General features: G+C 44.0%; 19 protein-coding genes. 15 read left to right on the forward strand and 4 right to left on the reverse strand.

Going from position 1 to position 15,537, the window contains the following annotated elements:
- Positions 1-9: 9 nt before the first annotated feature.
- Genes FJR71_RS10010 through FJR71_RS08950 form a run of 3 tightly spaced genes read right to left on the reverse strand, consistent with a single transcriptional unit; the run spans position 10 to position 552 of the window.
- Positions 10-177 carry a hypothetical protein gene (locus FJR71_RS10010; protein ID WP_006595270.1) on the reverse strand — a complete coding sequence of 56 codons (168 nt, stop codon included), beginning with the start codon at positions 175-177 and terminating at the stop codon, positions 10-12.
- Positions 178-189: 12 nt separating this feature from the next.
- A complete protein-coding gene (locus FJR71_RS08945; protein ID WP_006595269.1) occupies positions 190-357 on the reverse strand; it encodes a class IIb bacteriocin, lactobin A/cerein 7B family in 168 nt (55 codons plus the stop codon).
- Positions 358-378: 21 nt separating this feature from the next.
- Positions 379-552, reverse strand: a complete 174-nt coding sequence (locus FJR71_RS08950) for a Blp family class II bacteriocin (RefSeq protein WP_006595268.1) — start codon at positions 550-552, stop codon at positions 379-381.
- A 727-nt stretch (positions 553-1,279) separates the two neighbouring features.
- Between FJR71_RS08950 and FJR71_RS08960 the strand changes: the two genes are divergently transcribed.
- The 8 genes from FJR71_RS08960 (at position 1,280) to FJR71_RS08995 (ending at position 8,558) form a co-directional block, all read left to right on the forward strand.
- On the forward strand, positions 1,280-1,978 hold the full coding sequence (locus tag FJR71_RS08960) for an N-acetylmannosamine-6-phosphate 2-epimerase (protein WP_061564585.1): 699 nt from the start codon (positions 1,280-1,282) through the stop codon (positions 1,976-1,978).
- A gap of 144 nt (positions 1,979-2,122) precedes the next feature.
- A complete protein-coding gene (locus FJR71_RS08965) occupies positions 2,123-3,439 on the forward strand; it encodes an extracellular solute-binding protein (RefSeq protein ID WP_048788697.1) in 1,317 nt (438 codons plus the stop codon).
- Between the two features lie 203 nt (positions 3,440-3,642).
- Positions 3,643-4,530, forward strand: coding sequence for a carbohydrate ABC transporter permease (locus tag FJR71_RS08970; RefSeq protein ID WP_048788696.1), 888 nt, complete (start codon positions 3,643-3,645; stop codon positions 4,528-4,530).
- A 15-nt stretch (positions 4,531-4,545) separates the two neighbouring features.
- The gene (locus FJR71_RS08975) at positions 4,546-5,385 is read left to right on the forward strand and encodes a carbohydrate ABC transporter permease (RefSeq protein ID WP_048788695.1); all 840 of its coding nucleotides are present in this window, start codon (positions 4,546-4,548) and stop codon (positions 5,383-5,385) included.
- 164 nt (positions 5,386-5,549) lie between these two features.
- A complete protein-coding gene (locus FJR71_RS08980; protein WP_048788694.1) occupies positions 5,550-6,002 on the forward strand; it encodes a NanQ anomerase/TabA/YiaL family protein in 453 nt (150 codons plus the stop codon).
- Between the two features lie 21 nt (positions 6,003-6,023).
- The gene (locus tag FJR71_RS08985; protein WP_061564587.1) at positions 6,024-6,671 is read left to right on the forward strand and encodes a YesL family protein; all 648 of its coding nucleotides are present in this window, start codon (positions 6,024-6,026) and stop codon (positions 6,669-6,671) included.
- 45 nt (positions 6,672-6,716) lie between these two features.
- Positions 6,717-7,634, forward strand: a complete 918-nt coding sequence (locus FJR71_RS08990) for a dihydrodipicolinate synthase family protein (RefSeq protein WP_125336211.1) — start codon at positions 6,717-6,719, stop codon at positions 7,632-7,634.
- A gap of 30 nt (positions 7,635-7,664) precedes the next feature.
- Positions 7,665-8,558 carry an ROK family protein gene (locus FJR71_RS08995; protein ID WP_048788691.1) on the forward strand — a complete coding sequence of 298 codons (894 nt, stop codon included), beginning with the start codon at positions 7,665-7,667 and terminating at the stop codon, positions 8,556-8,558.
- A gap of 375 nt (positions 8,559-8,933) precedes the next feature.
- Here the strand turns inward: FJR71_RS08995 and FJR71_RS09000 are convergent, their stop codons facing one another.
- Positions 8,934-9,773 carry a MurR/RpiR family transcriptional regulator gene (locus FJR71_RS09000; protein WP_048789848.1) on the reverse strand — a complete coding sequence of 280 codons (840 nt, stop codon included), beginning with the start codon at positions 9,771-9,773 and terminating at the stop codon, positions 8,934-8,936.
- 267 nt (positions 9,774-10,040) lie between these two features.
- Here FJR71_RS09000 and FJR71_RS09005 point away from each other — a divergent pair, with 267 nt between their 5' ends.
- The 7 genes from FJR71_RS09005 (at position 10,041) to FJR71_RS09035 (ending at position 15,530) form a co-directional block, all read left to right on the forward strand.
- Positions 10,041-10,364, forward strand: a complete 324-nt coding sequence (locus FJR71_RS09005) for a hypothetical protein (RefSeq protein WP_048789849.1) — start codon at positions 10,041-10,043, stop codon at positions 10,362-10,364.
- The gene (locus tag FJR71_RS09010; RefSeq protein ID WP_140814720.1) at positions 10,354-12,303 is read left to right on the forward strand and encodes a V-type ATP synthase subunit I; all 1,950 of its coding nucleotides are present in this window, start codon (positions 10,354-10,356) and stop codon (positions 12,301-12,303) included. The genes FJR71_RS09005 and FJR71_RS09010 overlap by 11 nt, the downstream gene beginning before the upstream one ends.
- Before the next feature lie 41 nt (positions 12,304-12,344).
- Positions 12,345-12,824: a V-type ATP synthase subunit K gene (locus FJR71_RS09015; protein ID WP_023024938.1), complete on the forward strand. Its 480-nt coding sequence runs from the start codon at positions 12,345-12,347 to the stop codon at positions 12,822-12,824.
- An 85-nt stretch (positions 12,825-12,909) separates the two neighbouring features.
- Complete coding sequence (locus FJR71_RS09020; RefSeq protein WP_140814723.1) at positions 12,910-13,500, forward strand: hypothetical protein; 591 nt, start codon at positions 12,910-12,912, stop codon at positions 13,498-13,500.
- An 8-nt stretch (positions 13,501-13,508) separates the two neighbouring features.
- Positions 13,509-14,519 carry a V-type ATPase subunit gene (locus FJR71_RS09025; protein ID WP_048789852.1) on the forward strand — a complete coding sequence of 337 codons (1,011 nt, stop codon included), beginning with the start codon at positions 13,509-13,511 and terminating at the stop codon, positions 14,517-14,519.
- On the forward strand, positions 14,509-14,829 hold the full coding sequence (locus FJR71_RS09030) for a V-type ATP synthase subunit F (protein WP_048789853.1): 321 nt from the start codon (positions 14,509-14,511) through the stop codon (positions 14,827-14,829). The genes FJR71_RS09025 and FJR71_RS09030 overlap by 11 nt, the downstream gene beginning before the upstream one ends.
- Positions 14,826-15,530, forward strand: coding sequence for a GNAT family N-acetyltransferase (locus FJR71_RS09035; protein ID WP_140814726.1), 705 nt, complete (start codon positions 14,826-14,828; stop codon positions 15,528-15,530). The genes FJR71_RS09030 and FJR71_RS09035 overlap by 4 nt, the downstream gene beginning before the upstream one ends.
- The last annotated feature ends 7 nt before the right edge of the window (positions 15,531-15,537 follow it).

Raw genomic sequence — 15,537 nt, forward strand, 5'->3', positions numbered from 1 at the left:
GTGTCCTCCTTAATGTAAGATCGTGTAGAGTAAATCAATTGCCTCGTTGAGAATGGTGAAAGTGACCATGAAGGCAATAGCAAATTTAGGAAAGTACCCTTCTACCTGTTTGGGTGCTTTTTTATCAAGAATGCAGTATCCTGTCAAAAGGATGAGGGTGATAAATACCAGACTCATTGGTCTCCTCCTTTACCATTTCCGTGTCATATTACTATGAAATGCATCGATCAGTTTTGTTGTCCCGATATAAGCAGAAGAAAAACCGTAAGCGAAAACTAATAGAAAAGGGAGTCCTCCACCATTAATATCACTTAATTCTTCATGCGTGAGATCTTTAAATTGTACTTGGTCTATCATTGCTTTTCTCCTTCAAATTAATTATTTAAATGCTCCCCAAATGGCAGTTCCGACAGCTGTTACACCACCAGCAATAGTGCCAGATAGATAGGGATGAGCAAGGATCCAAGCAACCAATGGGATAGCTCCCCCATCAACTTGTGTCAATTCTTCTTCTGTTAAGGGTGTGAATTTTTGTGTAAATTCTGTTGTCATTTAATTTTCCTCTTTCTTTCTTGTTTGTCGCCATCTAGCATCAACTGCTAGATAGATTGTAGCCGCAATGGCTAAATTCATCTGTGGTTGAAACGCAATCAGATGTGCATCATGTAAAACAGTTAATGCGATAATGATTGCAAAGATTATAGTGTGGATAGGCCATCTCATATTTTAATAATCCTAATTTTTGTTGAGAAGCAAAGCTAGGGTAATTTTCCAATAGAGCTAGCTTGTATGGGTAACCTTTTATTCATCTTGTGTCAGCTAAGCTGATTAGATGAAGCAAGGATAAGGTCAATAGCCAATGCTGTGTTTTTCTTACGTTTCAAGATTTGAGTTTAAAACAAGATCAATGAAAGCAAGATTAATAGAACAAAAGCTTTGGTATTCTTTTTCATGTTCGGCATTCCCTTTCATTATTTATTTACGGAAGAAGTAATACAAAAACCATGGGATGATAATGGGAGTATAGTACATCTGTGGTCCTCCTTTCTTTTGTTTGGTCACTTATACTATTCGTATAAAAATCTGGAAATGGAAAAAATTTCTAAAAAAGTTTTAGAATGTTTGCATCTCTGAAACTAGTTTCAGAGGAAAGGGATGATAGTTTAAAATATGAAACTATAATCAAAATAGCTCTACAATATTGTAAGCGCTTTAAAAATACTATATAATAACTTTACAAGTACTCGAGTTGACGTAATAAATAAAGGAGATGGAATGTATGTCCAAGATCACGAAAGAAGAATTAATTCAACAGATCAAAGACGGCATTATCGTTTCTTGTCAGGCGCTTCCTCATGAACCTCTCTACACAGAGGCAGGAGGTGTGATTCCTCTCTTGGTCAAAGCAGCTGAGCAAGGAGGGGCGGTTGGAATCCGAGCGAATAGTGTCCGCGATATCAAAGAAATCAAGGAAGTGACAAAGCTTCCGATTATCGGGATCATCAAGAGAGATTATCCTCCTGAAGAACCATTCATTACTGCTACTATGAAAGAAGTAGATGAATTGGCCGTATTAGATATCGCAGTGATTGCCCTGGATTGTACCAAACGTCCGCGTCATGACGGTCTATCGATTGTCGACTTTATCCAGCAAGTGAAGGAGAAATATCCTGATCAACTCTTGATGGCAGATATCAGCACCTTTGAAGAAGGCTTAACAGCTGTCGAAGCAGGAGTTGATTTTGTCGGAACGACCTTATCTGGGTACACAGATTATAGCCCGAAAGTAGACGGACCTGACATTGACTTGATTCGCCAACTCTGCCAAGCGGGTGTCGATGTGATTGCTGAAGGTAAGATTCATTATCCTGCACAAGCCAAAGAAATTCATGACCTGGGTGTCAGAGGGGTTGTAGTAGGGGGAGCTATCACACGACCTAAAGAAATTACAGAACGCTTCGTCGCAGCTTTAAAATAGAAAAAAAGAACAGCAAAAAGAGACAAGGAGGAAGCTAGGAAGAGAGAAGTCACCCAGTATAAAAGAAAATATTTAATGACCACTGTCCTCGGTGAGGATACACTAAGTAAGAGAAATCTTACCGCAAACGTGAGGAGAAATCACATGAAAATGAAAAAAGTACTGTACTCGTTGGTAGCTGGTGCAGCGGTGCTAGCACTTGCAGCTTGTGGATCTGGAGGAGGATCTAAGTCTGAATCTTCAAGCGACAATTCTGGTAAAACAGAAATCACTTGGTGGGCCTTCCCAGTCTTTACACAAGAAAAAGCTGAAGATGGCGTAGGAACTTACGAAAAATCAATTATCGAAGCTTTCGAAAAAGCTAATCCAGATATCAAAGTTAAACTAGAAACCATCGACTTCAAATCTGGTCCTGAAAAGATCACTACTGCCATCGAAGCCGGAACTGCTCCAGACGTTCTCTTTGACGCACCAGGGCGGATTATTCAATACGGTAAAAATGGTAAATTGGCTGACTTGAATGATCTCTTTACTGAAGATTTTGTAAAAGATGTCAACAACGACAATATCATCCAAGCTAGCAAGGCCGGCGACACTGCTTACATGTACCCAATCAGTTCAGCACCATTCTACATGGCGATGAACAAGAAGATGTTGGAAGATGCAGGAGTTCTAGACCTTGTCAAAGAAGGTTGGACAACAGACGACTTTGAAAAAGTCTTGAAAGCTTTGAAAGACAAAGGTTACACACCAGGATCACTCTTCAGTAACGGTCAAGGTGGAGACCAAGGTACTCGTGCCTTTATCGCTAACCTTTACGGTGGTTCTGTAACAGATGAAAAAGTAACCAAGTATACAACAGATGATCCAAAATTTGTCAAAGGTTTAGAAAAAGCTTCTAAATGGATTGAAGATGGTTTGATGATGAATGGTTCCCAATTCGACGGTGGAGCAGACATCCAAAACTTCGCTAACGGTCAAACTTCTTACACCATCTTGTGGGCACCTTCACAAAACGGTATCCAAGCTAAATTGTTGGAAGCAAGTAAAGTTGAAGTAGTCGAAGTACCATTCCCATCTGATAGCGGTAAACCAAAATTGGAATACCTTGTCAATGGTTTTGCAGTCTTCAACAACAAGGATGAAAAGAAAGTAGCAGCAGCTAAGAAATTTGTTCAATTCATCGCAGACGACAAAGAATGGGGTCCTAAGAACGTTGTTCGTACAGGTGCCTTCCCAGTTCGTAGTTCATTTGGTAAATTGTATGATGACAAACGGATGGAAACCATCAGTACTTGGACTCAATACTACTCACCATACTACAACACAATCGACGGCTTTGCAGAAATGCGTACACTTTGGTTCCCAATGTTGCAATCTGTTTCAAACGGGGATGAAAAAGCAGAACCAGCTTTGAAGACCTTTACTGAAAAAGCAAACGAAACGATCAAGAAAAAATAGATCATCTATGAAACTCAAATGATCCTTTCATAGAAATAAGAAAGCATAGGCCCCCTCGATTTCTTATCTCCATGTGTAGATTGAAAGAGGGGGCCTTCGTGTTTTCGCTCTCCTAATTATCATATGTAGGAAAGGGCAGTGCTATCCGTTCCACATAGGAATCAAGGAAAAAATAGAAAAAGAACATCAGGAGGTGCCTTATTGTGAAGGTAAACAAAATCCGAATGAGGGAGACGCTGGTTTCCTACGCATTCTTAGCACCCATTTTAATCTTCTTTATTGTCTTTGTATTAGCACCAATGATTATGGGGTTTGTCACTAGTTTCTTCAACTACTCGATGACCTCCTTCAAATTTGTTGGTCTTGAAAATTATTCCCGCATGTTTGCGGATAAGGTCTTTATCAAGTCCTTGATCAATACTGTCATCATCGTTATCGGATCCGTTCCAATCGTAGTATTGTTCTCCTTGTTTGTGGCTTCTCAGACCTACCATCAAAATGCCATTGCGCGTTCCTTCTACCGTTTCGTCTTCTTCCTTCCTGTAGTTACAGGGAGTGTAGCCGTTACAGTGGTATGGAAATGGATCTACGATCCACTATCTGGTATTTTGAACTTCGTCCTTAAATCTGGTCATGTTATCCAACAAAATATTTCTTGGTTGGGAGATAAGAACTGGGCTTTGATGGCCATTATTGTCATCTTATTGACAACCTCTGTTGGTCAACCGATCATCCTCTACATCGCAGCTATGGGAAATATTGATAACTCTCTCGTAGAAGCAGCGCGTGTGGATGGTGCGACAGAACTTCAAGTTTTCTGGAAGATCAAATGGCCAAGCTTATTGCCAACAACTTTGTACATTGCGATCATTACGACCATTAACTCTTTCCAATGTTTCGCCTTGATCCAATTGTTGACATCTGGCGGTCCTAACTACTCAACGAGTACCCTTATGTACTACCTCTATGAAAAAGCCTTTAAACTCTCTGAATACGGTTATGCCAACACCATGGGTGTCTTCCTTGCGGTGATGATTGCCATTATCAGTTTTGCGCAATTCAAGATCCTTGGAAACGACGTAGAATACTAAAGAAAGGAGTCTCAGATGAAATCAACACAAAAGAAACCAATTACTGCCTTTACAGTGATTTCTACCATCGTTTTGCTCCTTTTGACAGTTTTGTTCATTTTCCCATTCTATTGGATTTTGACAGGGGCCTTTAAGTCTCAACCAGATACCATTATGATCCCACCTCAGTGGTGGCCAAAGACACCAACTATGGAAAACTTCCAACAATTGATGGTTCAAAACCCAGCCCTGCAATGGTTGTGGAACAGTGTCTTTATTTCCCTTGCTACCATGCTTTTGGTATGTATGACGTCTTCTTTGGCGGGCTATGTCCTGGCTAAGAAACGTTTCTATGGGCAACGAATTCTCTTTGCTATCTTTATCGCAGCCATGGCCCTTCCAAAACAAGTTGTCTTGGTTCCATTGGTGCGCATTATCAACTTTATGGGAATCCACGACACCCTTGCAGCGGTTATCTTGCCGCTGGTCGGATGGCCATTCGGGGTCTTCTTGATGAAGCAATTTAGTGAAAACATCCCAACAGAACTCTTAGAATCTGCTAAGATCGATGGTTGTGGAGAGTTACGGACTTTCTGGAGCGTTGCCTTCCCAATTGTCAAGCCGGGATTTGCAGCCCTTGCCATCTTTACCTTCATCAACACCTGGAACGACTACTTTATGCAATTGGTGATGCTGACCTCTCGTCAAAACTTGACTATTTCACTAGGGGTTGCGACCATGCAGGCTGAAATGGCCACCAACTATGGCTTGATCATGGCTGGAGCAGCTTTGGCTGCGGTGCCAATCGTTACGGTCTTCCTCGTTTTCCAAAAATCCTTCACTCAAGGGATTACCATGGGAGCGGTCAAAGGATGAGCCGTCTGCTTGGACAAACGATAGTAGTGTACAGATACTTTTTTCTAGGCTGAGAGGTGTAGGGTTCTTGCAGGCTCTACATCTCATCGGTGCCCTAGAAGGGGCTAGGGAAGAAATCACTTGTTTTCTTTTCTCGTCCTAAGAAGTGTCGAAAGGAAAAGTGTATGATATTTGATGATTTAATAAACATCACCTTTTACAAAGGGATCCATCCCAATCTAGATCAGGCCATTGATTTTCTCTATGAGCATCGGAAGGATTCTTTTGAATTAGGGAGATACGACATTGATGGAGATAAGGTCTTTCTCGTCGTTCAAGAAAACACCCTCAATAAAGAAGAAAGCAATCGCTTTGAGCACCACAAAAGATATGCCGATTTGCATCTTTTGGTAGAAGGACATGAGTTTTCGAGTTATGGATCTCGTGTGACAGGTGAGGCGCTCGCCTTTGATGAAGCATCGGACATCGGTTTTGTCCATTGCCAGGAGTCCTATCCACTTCATCTGGGTTATCATAATTTTGCGATTTTCTTCCCAGGAGAACCTCATCAACCAAATGGTTATGCGGGTCAAGAAGAAGTCGTTCGAAAACATTTAGTGAAAATTTTAATCGATTAAGAGAGTCAGAAAGGAGACGGTATGTCACAAAGAGAAACAGGATTGATCAAAACAGTTTTTAATACTGACAATCTGGTGATGCGAATCAGCGAGAAAATAGCGGACTTAGTCACAGTCAATCTTCTTTTTGTGCTGAGCTGTCTGCCGATTGTCACCATCGGGATCGCAAAGATTAGTTTGTATCAAACGGTTTTTGCCATCAAACACCAGCGTCGCCTACCAGTCATTCGGACCTACATCAGCGCCTTTCGTGAAAATTGGAAGTTGGGCCTTCAGCTCGGAGGGATAGAGTTGCTCATTTCAGGGATCTGTCTCTTTGACTTGTTCCTCTTTTGGAGCCAGACAGCCTTGCCAATGCAGGTGTTAAAAGCTGTTTGTCTAGGACTCTTTATCTTCCTAGTTCTGGTCATGCTAGCGGCCTATCCAATTGCGGCGCGTTATCGATTGACTTGGACAGAGTGTCTACAAAAAGCTCTGATTGTATCCGGTTTGTATTTCCCATGGTTCTTCGTTATGGGGGCTCTCTTGTTGCTAGTAGCTATGGTGTTTGTGACTTCTGTCTTAAGCTTTTTACTAGGACTCATGGTCTTCTTCTTGATTGGTTTTTCTAGCCTGACCTTCCTACAGGTTGGATTGATGGAAAAGATATTTGCTCGTTTTAAAGAATAAAAAAGAAAAATAGGATTTGGTAAACATTCGTGAAAGGAGAAAAGAATGTCAGATTTAAAAAAATATGAAGGAGTCATCCCGGCTTTTTATGCCTGCTATGATGACCAAGGAGAAATTAGCCCGGAGCGGGTACGTGCGCTGGTAGAATATTTTATCGCGAAAGGTGTGCAGGGCTTGTATGTCAACGGATCTTCCGGAGAATGTATCTACCAGAGCGTAGCCGATCGCAAGCTGGTCTTAGAAGAAGTCATGGCAGTGGCTAAAGGAAAATTGACCATCATCGCTCACGTGGCCTGCAACAATACCAAGGACAGCGTGGAATTGGCACGACATGCAGAAGAGCTAGGAGTAGATGCCATTGCGGCCATTCCGCCAATTTATTTCCGCTTGCCAGAATACAGTGTTGCCCACTACTGGAATGAAATCAGCGCAGCAGCACCAAACACAGACTTTGTCATCTATAATATCCCGCAATTGGCAGGGGTAGCTTTGACACCGAGTCTGTATACAGAAATGTTGAAAAACCCACGTGTGATTGGGGTGAAGAATTCCTCTATGCCTGTTCAGGATATTCAGACCTTTGCTTCTTTGGGAGGCGATGACCATATCGTCTTTAATGGTCCAGATGAACAATTCTTAGGTGGCCGTCTTATGGGAGCAGGAGCTGGTATTGGGGGAACCTATGGTGCTATGCCAGAGCTCTTCTTGAAACTCAATCAGCTGATTGCTGAGAAAGACTTGGAAACTGCGCGTGCCTTGCAATTTGCCATCAATGGTATTATCGGAGTCTTGACGTCTGCTCATGGAAACATGTATGGCGTCATTAAAGAAGTCTTGCGGATCAATGAAGGTCTAGAACTGGGATCTGTTCGGAGTCCATTAAGTCCAGTAACTGAAGGAGACCAGGAAGTGGTTCAAAAAGCAGCTAGCTTAATCCGTGAAGTCAAGGAACGTTTCCTTTAAAAAAGAGTGTAAATCGGAAAGGAGAGGTGTATGGCCTATTACCTAGCGATTGATATCGGTGGGACCAATATCAAATATGGTCTGATTGATGAAGCAGAGAATTTGATTGAGTCGCATGAAATGCCGACAGAAGCTGAAAAAGGGGGACCTGGGATTCTAGGGAAAACCAAAGCTTTAGTAGAATCTTACCTCGAAGAAAATACCATCCTTGGAGTCTGTATTTCGTCAGCTGGGATGGTTGACCCCGATAAGGGGGAAATCTTTTATGCAGGCCCTCAGATTCCCAATTATGCAGGAACACAGTTCAAAAAAGAAATTGAAGAGACCTATCAAATCCCCTGCGAAATTGAAAATGACGTCAACTGTGCTGGTTTAGCAGAAGTCATGTCAGGGAATGGCCAGGGTGCTCAAGTTGCCGTCTGTTTAACGGTCGGTACTGGCATTGGTGGCTGTCTCTTGATCAATGGGGAGATTTTCCATGGCTTTAGCAATTCTGCTTGCGAGGTAGGTTACCTTCATCTTCAAGATGGCGCCTTCCAAGATTTGGCCTCGACGACAGCTTTGGTTGAATATGTTGCCAAGCAGCATGGGGATCCTGTTGAACAATGGAGTGGTCGTCGCATATTCAAGGAAGCGACCCAAGGAAATACCATCTGTATGGCAGGAATCGATCGCATGGTCGACTACCTGGGCAAGGGGCTTGCCAATATCTGTTATGTTGTCAATCCTCAAGTAGTCATTCTTGGTGGTGGGGTCATGGGACAGGAAGCTATATTGAAACCAAAAATTTCAGCTGCCCTCCAAGAATCCCTCGTTCCAAGCCTAGCAGACAAGACGCAATTGGAGTTTGCGCATCATCAAAATACGGCAGGGATGATAGGAGCTTACTACCATTTCAAACAACAACAAGCCAGACGGAATTAAATCAAAAATGCTCACCACTTAGGTGAGCATTTTTTGAATGTAGACAAACTATTGTTTTACATAAAACGGCTAGATAATTTTCAAAAAATGACTTATATTTATAGTCATTTAAGAAGATTAAAAACTTTCCGCTGTGAGAAAAGTTCCTGAAACACTTGTGTTTCAGGAATTCGGGAGTTTTGGAACCTTAGGTCCAAAACTAAGTCATGGAACTTCTTCGAATTTCGCTGACGTCCGTACTCACCTAAGGAAAGTTTTTTTAGAAGACTTTATTTCAATCTGAAACGCTCACCTAAGCAGTAAGCATTTTCTATTGAAAAGAAAAACCAGAATGCAGAGGAAAAGATCCTCAGCTTCTGGTGATATTTAGGGAGACTAGCGTCTACGTGAATCGTAGCCATTGAGTTTTTTGTTTTCCCAATAGCTATTGAAAATTCTTTCTTTACGCTCCCGATCCATTTCGAGAAAGTGAGCATAGATTAAATCAATCGTGGTTAAGAAGGGAAGGGTTGCCGTAATACGGTCGATATAGGTGCTTCCAGGTAGGGGAGCAACTGGTAAGATTTCTGTAAAGTCATCTTTGATAGCGTCTGGTTGAGCAGTAAGAAGAACGGTTTTCGCTCCCATTTCTTGAGCATCCAGAAGGCTATGGATAATCGAGCGTGTAGTTCCCGATAGAGAGAAGGCAATGACTAGGCAGGATTTATCCAAGATACTGGTCGTCCATGCAAAGCCGTCTTGATCGGTTAGGGCCTCGCAAACAACGCCCAGTCGGAGGAAGCGAAGTTTCATCTCGGAGGCGACTAGACCGGAGCTTCCTTTTCCAAAGAAGTAGACCCGATCTGCTTGAGTGATTAAGTTGGCGACTTCTTTGATTTGGTCATCTTTTGCTAGGGTTTCTGTAACCTGAAGGACCTGCTGGTAGCGACGCAAGACATCCTGGGTTAGTTCGTCGTGCGGGGATTGTTGCTTTTGAGATTTGGTTTCTTCGTTAAAGTGATAAATAAATTCACGGTAGCCTGTGAAGCCACACTTTTGGGAAAAACGGGTCAAAGCAGCTTTTGATACATGCAAAAGTTCCGTCACTCTAGACGAGGAAAGAGAGTGTTGCTGCGCTTCAGGAGATAAAAAATAGCGGGCAATGTCTAGCTCTAGCTCCGTCATTTCTTCTTGATGGCTCTTAATAATGCTTCGGAGATCACGATCTTGTTTCACAGCAGTCCTCCTTTCAACCGATGTTACACCTGGAGAAAATCCTATAATATATTTCACAGTATAACATAAAAAGCTGTGATATACAAGGAATACGACCAGCGAACGACTGAAAGAAGGAACAGAATCCGCATCTTTTTTGAATCACCTTTGTTAAAAAAATAACCTCTGGAAACAAAGGAAAGACGCTGAAAAAAGTTGATGAAATATGTTATAATTTACACAAGAATTTGTTCCTTTTCATAAAGGAAGAGGTAAGGAGGTGGAGTGATGGCCAACGCAACTCTCGAAATGATGCAAGAGATTGAAATGGCGGCGGAAGCCGTTGTCGCAAGTTACGAGAATCAGATCCAAGATTTGCGCCAACAGCTAGGTAATCACCTACAGGAGGTAGCAGCATACTATGACAAAGAGACTGCTAAGCTGGTCGCAGAGCGGGAAGAGTCCTCGAAAGCGACGATTGCTAGCTTGGAAGCAGACCTGGCAGTGACCAGTCAACGCAATGACGAAAAGGTGCAGCAAGCTATGACAGATAAGCGCGCAGCTTTGGTAGACGAAATTGTAGAAAAGGTGGTAGCAACCTATGGCAATTAGTCCAATGCAACACCTTTCTCTGGTCTCGCCCACAAATCTAATGGACGAGCTTCTCTTGTCGCTCCAGTCAGAGGAATCAGTCCAAATCTATGATTTGAGCGAGCAAGAGGATTGGCAAGTTGCCTTTCAGACGAGTGATGGGTCCAAAGGATCAGCTCTAAGAATGGATGAACTAAGACGTCGGGAAGAGCAGTTAGAAAAGGCCATACAGGCCTTAGAGCCTTTTATTCCTCAGAAGAAGGGATTAGAAAAACTAAAAGAAGCTCCCTTGTCCTTGTCTTTTCACGATCTAGAGTCTCATGGGGTCATCCGTGATGAGCAACGTCTTTTACAATCCGTACAAAAACAATTGGCTGTCTTAGCAAAGGCTCGGGATCGCATCCAGCAAGCCCAAGAGGAAATCGCCTCTTTAGAAAAATGGGCTGCCTTGACGACAACACCTGACCAGCTCAAGCGTTTCCGTTATGTTCGTGGCTTAATCGGTATCATTCCGAATAGTGAACAGGATCAGGCGAGACAAGCCTTGCTGGCTCATCCAGATGTAGAGGTCGATGTGGTCTTCAGCTCGGAAACGGAGCATGGGGTAGTAGTCTTGTATAAGTCTGGGGATTTAACAGACCTTCAAGATACGCTGACTAGTTCGCATTTCAAAGAGTTTGACTACCAAGGAGAGACCCTACCAAAAGAACGTTTGGAGCAACTCAAGAGAGAGATTAAAGAACAAGGTGCTGTCGAAGCAGCTACGTTGGAAACGCTCAGTCAAGCCAAGGAAGACCTTAATCAACTCAAGTACCAACTCGATTATGTCTTGAGTCTAGGGGCCCGGGAAGAGGCCAAAGGCTCTCTTGCCAGTACAGCCCATCTAGTCGCATTAGAAGGGTGGATTGAAACTGCTCAACTCGATGCTTTAAAAGCCAAACTTCAAAAGGAGTTTGGGAACCAAGTCGTCTTGCAGACACGTGAAGTCGCTCAAGAAGAATGGGACCAGGTACCAATCAAACTGAAAAACAATGCCTTGGTGGAGCCCTTCGAGTTAGTGACGGAGATGTATGCTTTGCCCAAGTATTACGAGAAAGATCCGACACCAATCGTCTCTCTCTTCTACTTTGTTTTCTTCGGCATGATGGTAGCAGATATCGGCTATGGTCTCTTGTTGACGTTGGCAACTGGCTTTGCTCTAAAAGCTTTCAAGCTTCAGCCGAGCGCAGCAAAAAACCTTCGCTTTTTCTGCCTCTTAGGAATCTCGGTAGCCCTTTGGGGAGTCGTCTACGGTTCCTTCTTCGGCTTTGAGATGCCCTTTGCTTTGATCAGTACGACGACCAATGCCATGACTATCTTGATCCTATCGGTTGTCTTTGGTTTCATCACCGTTCTGGTCGGTCTCTTCCTAGGTGGGATGAAAAATGTCCGCCTGAAAGACTACACCGAAGCCTACAATGCAGGCTTTGCCTGGGTCTTGATTTTATTGGGCTTGATGCTCTTAGCGGTCGGAAACATCCTACCAGGCTTATCCTACCTAGTCCCCATTGGCCAGTGGCTAGCCATTCTCAATGCGATTGGCATTTTGGTCGTGTCCATTGTCAGTGCTAAGAAATTATCAGGACTTGCAGCTGGTCTCTTTAATCTCTACAATGTTAGTGGCTATGTCGGAGACTTGGTCAGCTTTACCCGTTTGATGGCGCTTGGTTTATCAGGGGCCAGCATCGGGTCGGCCTTTAACCTGATTGTCAATCTCTTCCCAACCCTGGGACGATTCACCGTCGGCCTTGTCCTCTTTGTCCTCCTTCATGCCATCAACATGTTCCTGTCCTTCTTATCAGGCTATGTGCATGGAGCACGTTTGATCTTTGTCGAGTTCTTTGGCAAGTTCTACGAGGGTGGTGGCAAGCCCTTCCGACCTCTAAAACCGTCGGAACGCTATGTCAAAACAAAAAAATAATTTAGTAAATCAATCATAAAAAATTTTATAGGAGTATATTCATGGAATCTTTAGCTTCATATTTCTCAACCCATGGGGGTGCCTTCTTTGCAGCACTTGGTGTAGCCATTGCAGTGGCTCTTAGTGGAATGGGTTCAGCCCTCGGTGTTGGTAAGACTGGTCAAGCAGCTGCCGCACTCTTGAAAGAACAGCCAGAAAAATTTGCCCAAGCCTTGATCTTGCAATTGTTGCCAGGTACACAAGGTTTGTACGGTTTCGTTATCGGGATCTTGATCTGGTTGCAAATTAAACCAGATATGGCTCTTGAAACAGGAGTTGCTTACTTCTTCACAGCCCTTCCAGTAGCGATCGTCGGCTATTTCTCAGCAAAACACCAAGGAAATGTCGCAACTGCTGGGATGCAAATCTTGGCAAAACGCCCTGAAGACATGATGAAAGGGGTTATCCTTGCGGCCATGGTTGAAACCTATGCCATCTTGGCCTTCGTTGTGTCCTTCCTTTTGACTCTTCGCGTCGGCTAATCTAGACACACCTCAGTCAAAGAAGAGGAATGTTCTCTTCGTCTATTATCGGTGGCGAAGAACTCCAAAGGAGGAAATAAAAACAATGACGGATTATTCCCAATTAAAGGATTCCATCCTTGAACAGGCCCATGAAAAAGGTCGGAAATTAGTAGCGGAAGCAACGGCTAAGGTTCAAGCAGAGTCCCAGTTGCAGGAAGCTCGTTTGGTAGAAGAAAAGTTACACCAACGGACGGTTCAATTGCAAACCATTGAGCGCTGCTTGCAACGTGAAAGCCAACAAATAGAAAATCAAAAGCGCCAATCGACATTGGTCACCAAGCAACGGGTCTTAAAAGAGTTGTTTGCGGATGCCTACCAGAAAATGGCTACTTGGTCACGCCAAGAAGAACTCGCATTTCTGCATCGCGTTCTTCCTCGCTATGCAGATCGAGCAATGGTCTTAACGTTTGGTGCTGTGACGGCAGAAAAATTGACAGATCAAGATCGTCAGGATTTGATAGAGGCCTATCCACAGCTTCAATTAGCGAAAGAAACGCTTACCCAAGAGGCTGGTTTTGTCCTTTCCTTTGGCAAAGTGGATGCCAGCTACCTCTACCGTGATTTGGTTGATGCTGTGCGGGAGGAGCAGAGCTTCCATATGGCAGCCAGCATTTTTAAAGAAGAGAAAAACTAGGAGGGGCTATGAGTGAACGGACGTATTCTCAAGTAAATACCGGGATTAGTGTACGTGAAGCTAGTTTTTTGAGCCCGGCTCAGTTTGATGCCCTTCTGAATAGCTCCGATGCAGAAGCGCGTGCTAATCTCTTGCAAGGGACGGCCTATGCCTTGGAGGCAGATCAACTGCGTCAAGTCCAAGTGGTCGAGCAAGCCTTGATGAAGCACCTTCTAGCAGAGTACGATTGGGCTTATCAGGTGGCTCCGAACCCTGCGGTAGTCGACCTCTTCGCCCTCAAGTACACCTATCACAATCTCAAGGTCTTCTTGAAAGAGCGAGCAACGGGGCGGGATTTGAACTTCCTATTATTGGATGCAGGTCCCTATTCCTTAGCGGTTCTTGAACAAGTAGCCAAGACCTTTTCTTCAGAGAACTGCCCAGAGTTTATGGCTCAAGAAGTCGCAGCAACCTGGCAGGAATATGTCGACTATCAGGATATTCGGGTTCTGGAGATCGGCATGGATTTGGCTTACTTTGATCATCTCAAACGCTTGGCGAAAGATCTGGACCATCCACTTTTAAAATCCTTGGTCACCTTGACCATTGATTGTTACAATGTCATCACAGTTGAGCGGGCCCTCAGTTTGAAAAAGCCGAACAGCTTTATGAAGCAACTTTTGTCTGATGCAGGGAGCCTCTCAGCAAGAGAAGTCATTCAGTGTGTCGAGCAGGGCAACCTCATCAGTTGGTTCCAACAAGTCAATCCCTTGCCTTATAATGTGGAATTGACACAGTACGAAGAGCAGATGCGAGCAGGCAGAGTAACTGCTGAGACAGTGGAATATCTGGAGCATGTGCTTAAGTACCGAATTTTGGAACAAGCTTCCTTTGAGACAGACGGGCCCTTGCCTTTAGCTCGCTATCTCTTTGGAAAAGAGCTGGAGGTGAAGAACCTTCGTTTGGTCTTGACGGGTCTGGATAATCAACTCCCGATTGACAAAATAAAAGAAAGGATGAGACCAATCTATGGCCAGTAAAACGCAAAAAATTGCCGTTGTGGGAAACCGTGATGCCATCCTTCCTTTTCAAATGATTGGCTTTCAGACCTTTCCCGTAGCAGAGGCTCAGGAAACCATCAATACCTTACGTCACTTGAGCCAAGAAGATTTTGGCATCATCTATCTGACGGAAGATATGGCTCAGGAAATCCCAGATACCATTGCCTACTATGATCGCCAAGTAACCCCAGCCGTCATCTTGATCCCTACTCATAAGGGAACGACTGGATTGGGGCGGCAGCGAATTCGGGACAATGTCGAAAAAGCAGTCGGACAGGATATTTTATGAGAACAAATGAATTTGGCCAAGCGATTGGCGATGCCATGCCTGATTTTACACCGGGGGGTCTGCCAGCTATTGAGCGGATCGAAGGTCGCTATACCGTGATCGAGCGCCTCTCAAAAGAAAAACATGGAGCAGATCTTTATCAGGTCTACGGGCCGGACTCTCCAGCAGCGATGTGGACCTTTCTGTTCAAAGGCCCTGCCCACAATAAAGAGGAGTGGGACCGCTTATTGGATGATCTCATGACAGATCAAGGTCGCTTTTACTATGCGATTGTAGACAAAGATTCAGGCAAGGCTTTGGGGACTTTCTCTCTCATGCGGATCGATCAAGCTAATCGGGTGATCGAAGTCGGAGCAGTGACCTACTCACCAGCGCTCCAAAAGACACGCATGGCTACGGAAGCCCAGTATCTCTTGGCGCGCTATGTGTTTGAAGATTTAGGCTACCGCCGCTATGAGTGGAAATGCGATGCCTTAAACCAAGCATCTCGCAAAGCAGCTGAGCGCTTAGGGTTCACCTATGAAGGCTGTTTCCGTCAGGCTGTTGTTTATAAAGGTCGTACCCGTGATACAGACTGGTTGTCTATCATTGACCAAGAATGGCCAGCTATCAAACAGCGCTTCGAAGCCTGGTTGGATCCAAGCAATTTCGATGCCAATGGCCAACAAAAGCAAGCTCTAAGAGAAATAGCACAAAAGTAAAACAAAG

The organism is Streptococcus xiaochunlingii (assembly GCF_006385805.1).
In the GTDB taxonomy this organism is placed as follows: domain Bacteria; phylum Bacillota; class Bacilli; order Lactobacillales; family Streptococcaceae; genus Streptococcus; species Streptococcus xiaochunlingii.

Coding starts and splice junctions, on each gene's coding strand:
- FJR71_RS10010 (WP_006595270.1), bottom strand. CDS start 177: ATGAGTCTGGTATTTATCACCCTCATCCTTTTGACAGGATACTGCATT.
- FJR71_RS08945 (WP_006595269.1), bottom strand. CDS start 357: ATGATAGACCAAGTACAATTTAAAGATCTCACGCATGAAGAATTAAGT.
- FJR71_RS08950 (WP_006595268.1), bottom strand. CDS start 552: ATGACAACAGAATTTACACAAAAATTCACACCCTTAACAGAAGAAGAA.
- FJR71_RS08960 (WP_061564585.1), top strand. CDS start 1,280: ATGTCCAAGATCACGAAAGAAGAATTAATTCAACAGATCAAAGACGGC.
- FJR71_RS08965 (WP_048788697.1), top strand. CDS start 2,123: ATGAAAATGAAAAAAGTACTGTACTCGTTGGTAGCTGGTGCAGCGGTG.
- FJR71_RS08975 (WP_048788695.1), top strand. CDS start 4,546: ATGAAATCAACACAAAAGAAACCAATTACTGCCTTTACAGTGATTTCT.
- FJR71_RS08980 (WP_048788694.1), top strand. CDS start 5,550: ATGATATTTGATGATTTAATAAACATCACCTTTTACAAAGGGATCCAT.
- FJR71_RS08985 (WP_061564587.1), top strand. CDS start 6,024: ATGTCACAAAGAGAAACAGGATTGATCAAAACAGTTTTTAATACTGAC.
- FJR71_RS08990 (WP_125336211.1), top strand. CDS start 6,717: ATGTCAGATTTAAAAAAATATGAAGGAGTCATCCCGGCTTTTTATGCC.
- FJR71_RS08995 (WP_048788691.1), top strand. CDS start 7,665: ATGGCCTATTACCTAGCGATTGATATCGGTGGGACCAATATCAAATAT.
- FJR71_RS09005 (WP_048789849.1), top strand. CDS start 10,041: ATGGCCAACGCAACTCTCGAAATGATGCAAGAGATTGAAATGGCGGCG.
- FJR71_RS09010 (WP_140814720.1), top strand. CDS start 10,354: ATGGCAATTAGTCCAATGCAACACCTTTCTCTGGTCTCGCCCACAAAT.
- FJR71_RS09015 (WP_023024938.1), top strand. CDS start 12,345: ATGGAATCTTTAGCTTCATATTTCTCAACCCATGGGGGTGCCTTCTTT.
- FJR71_RS09020 (WP_140814723.1), top strand. CDS start 12,910: ATGACGGATTATTCCCAATTAAAGGATTCCATCCTTGAACAGGCCCAT.
- FJR71_RS09025 (WP_048789852.1), top strand. CDS start 13,509: ATGAGTGAACGGACGTATTCTCAAGTAAATACCGGGATTAGTGTACGT.
- FJR71_RS09030 (WP_048789853.1), top strand. CDS start 14,509: ATGGCCAGTAAAACGCAAAAAATTGCCGTTGTGGGAAACCGTGATGCC.
- FJR71_RS09035 (WP_140814726.1), top strand. CDS start 14,826: ATGAGAACAAATGAATTTGGCCAAGCGATTGGCGATGCCATGCCTGAT.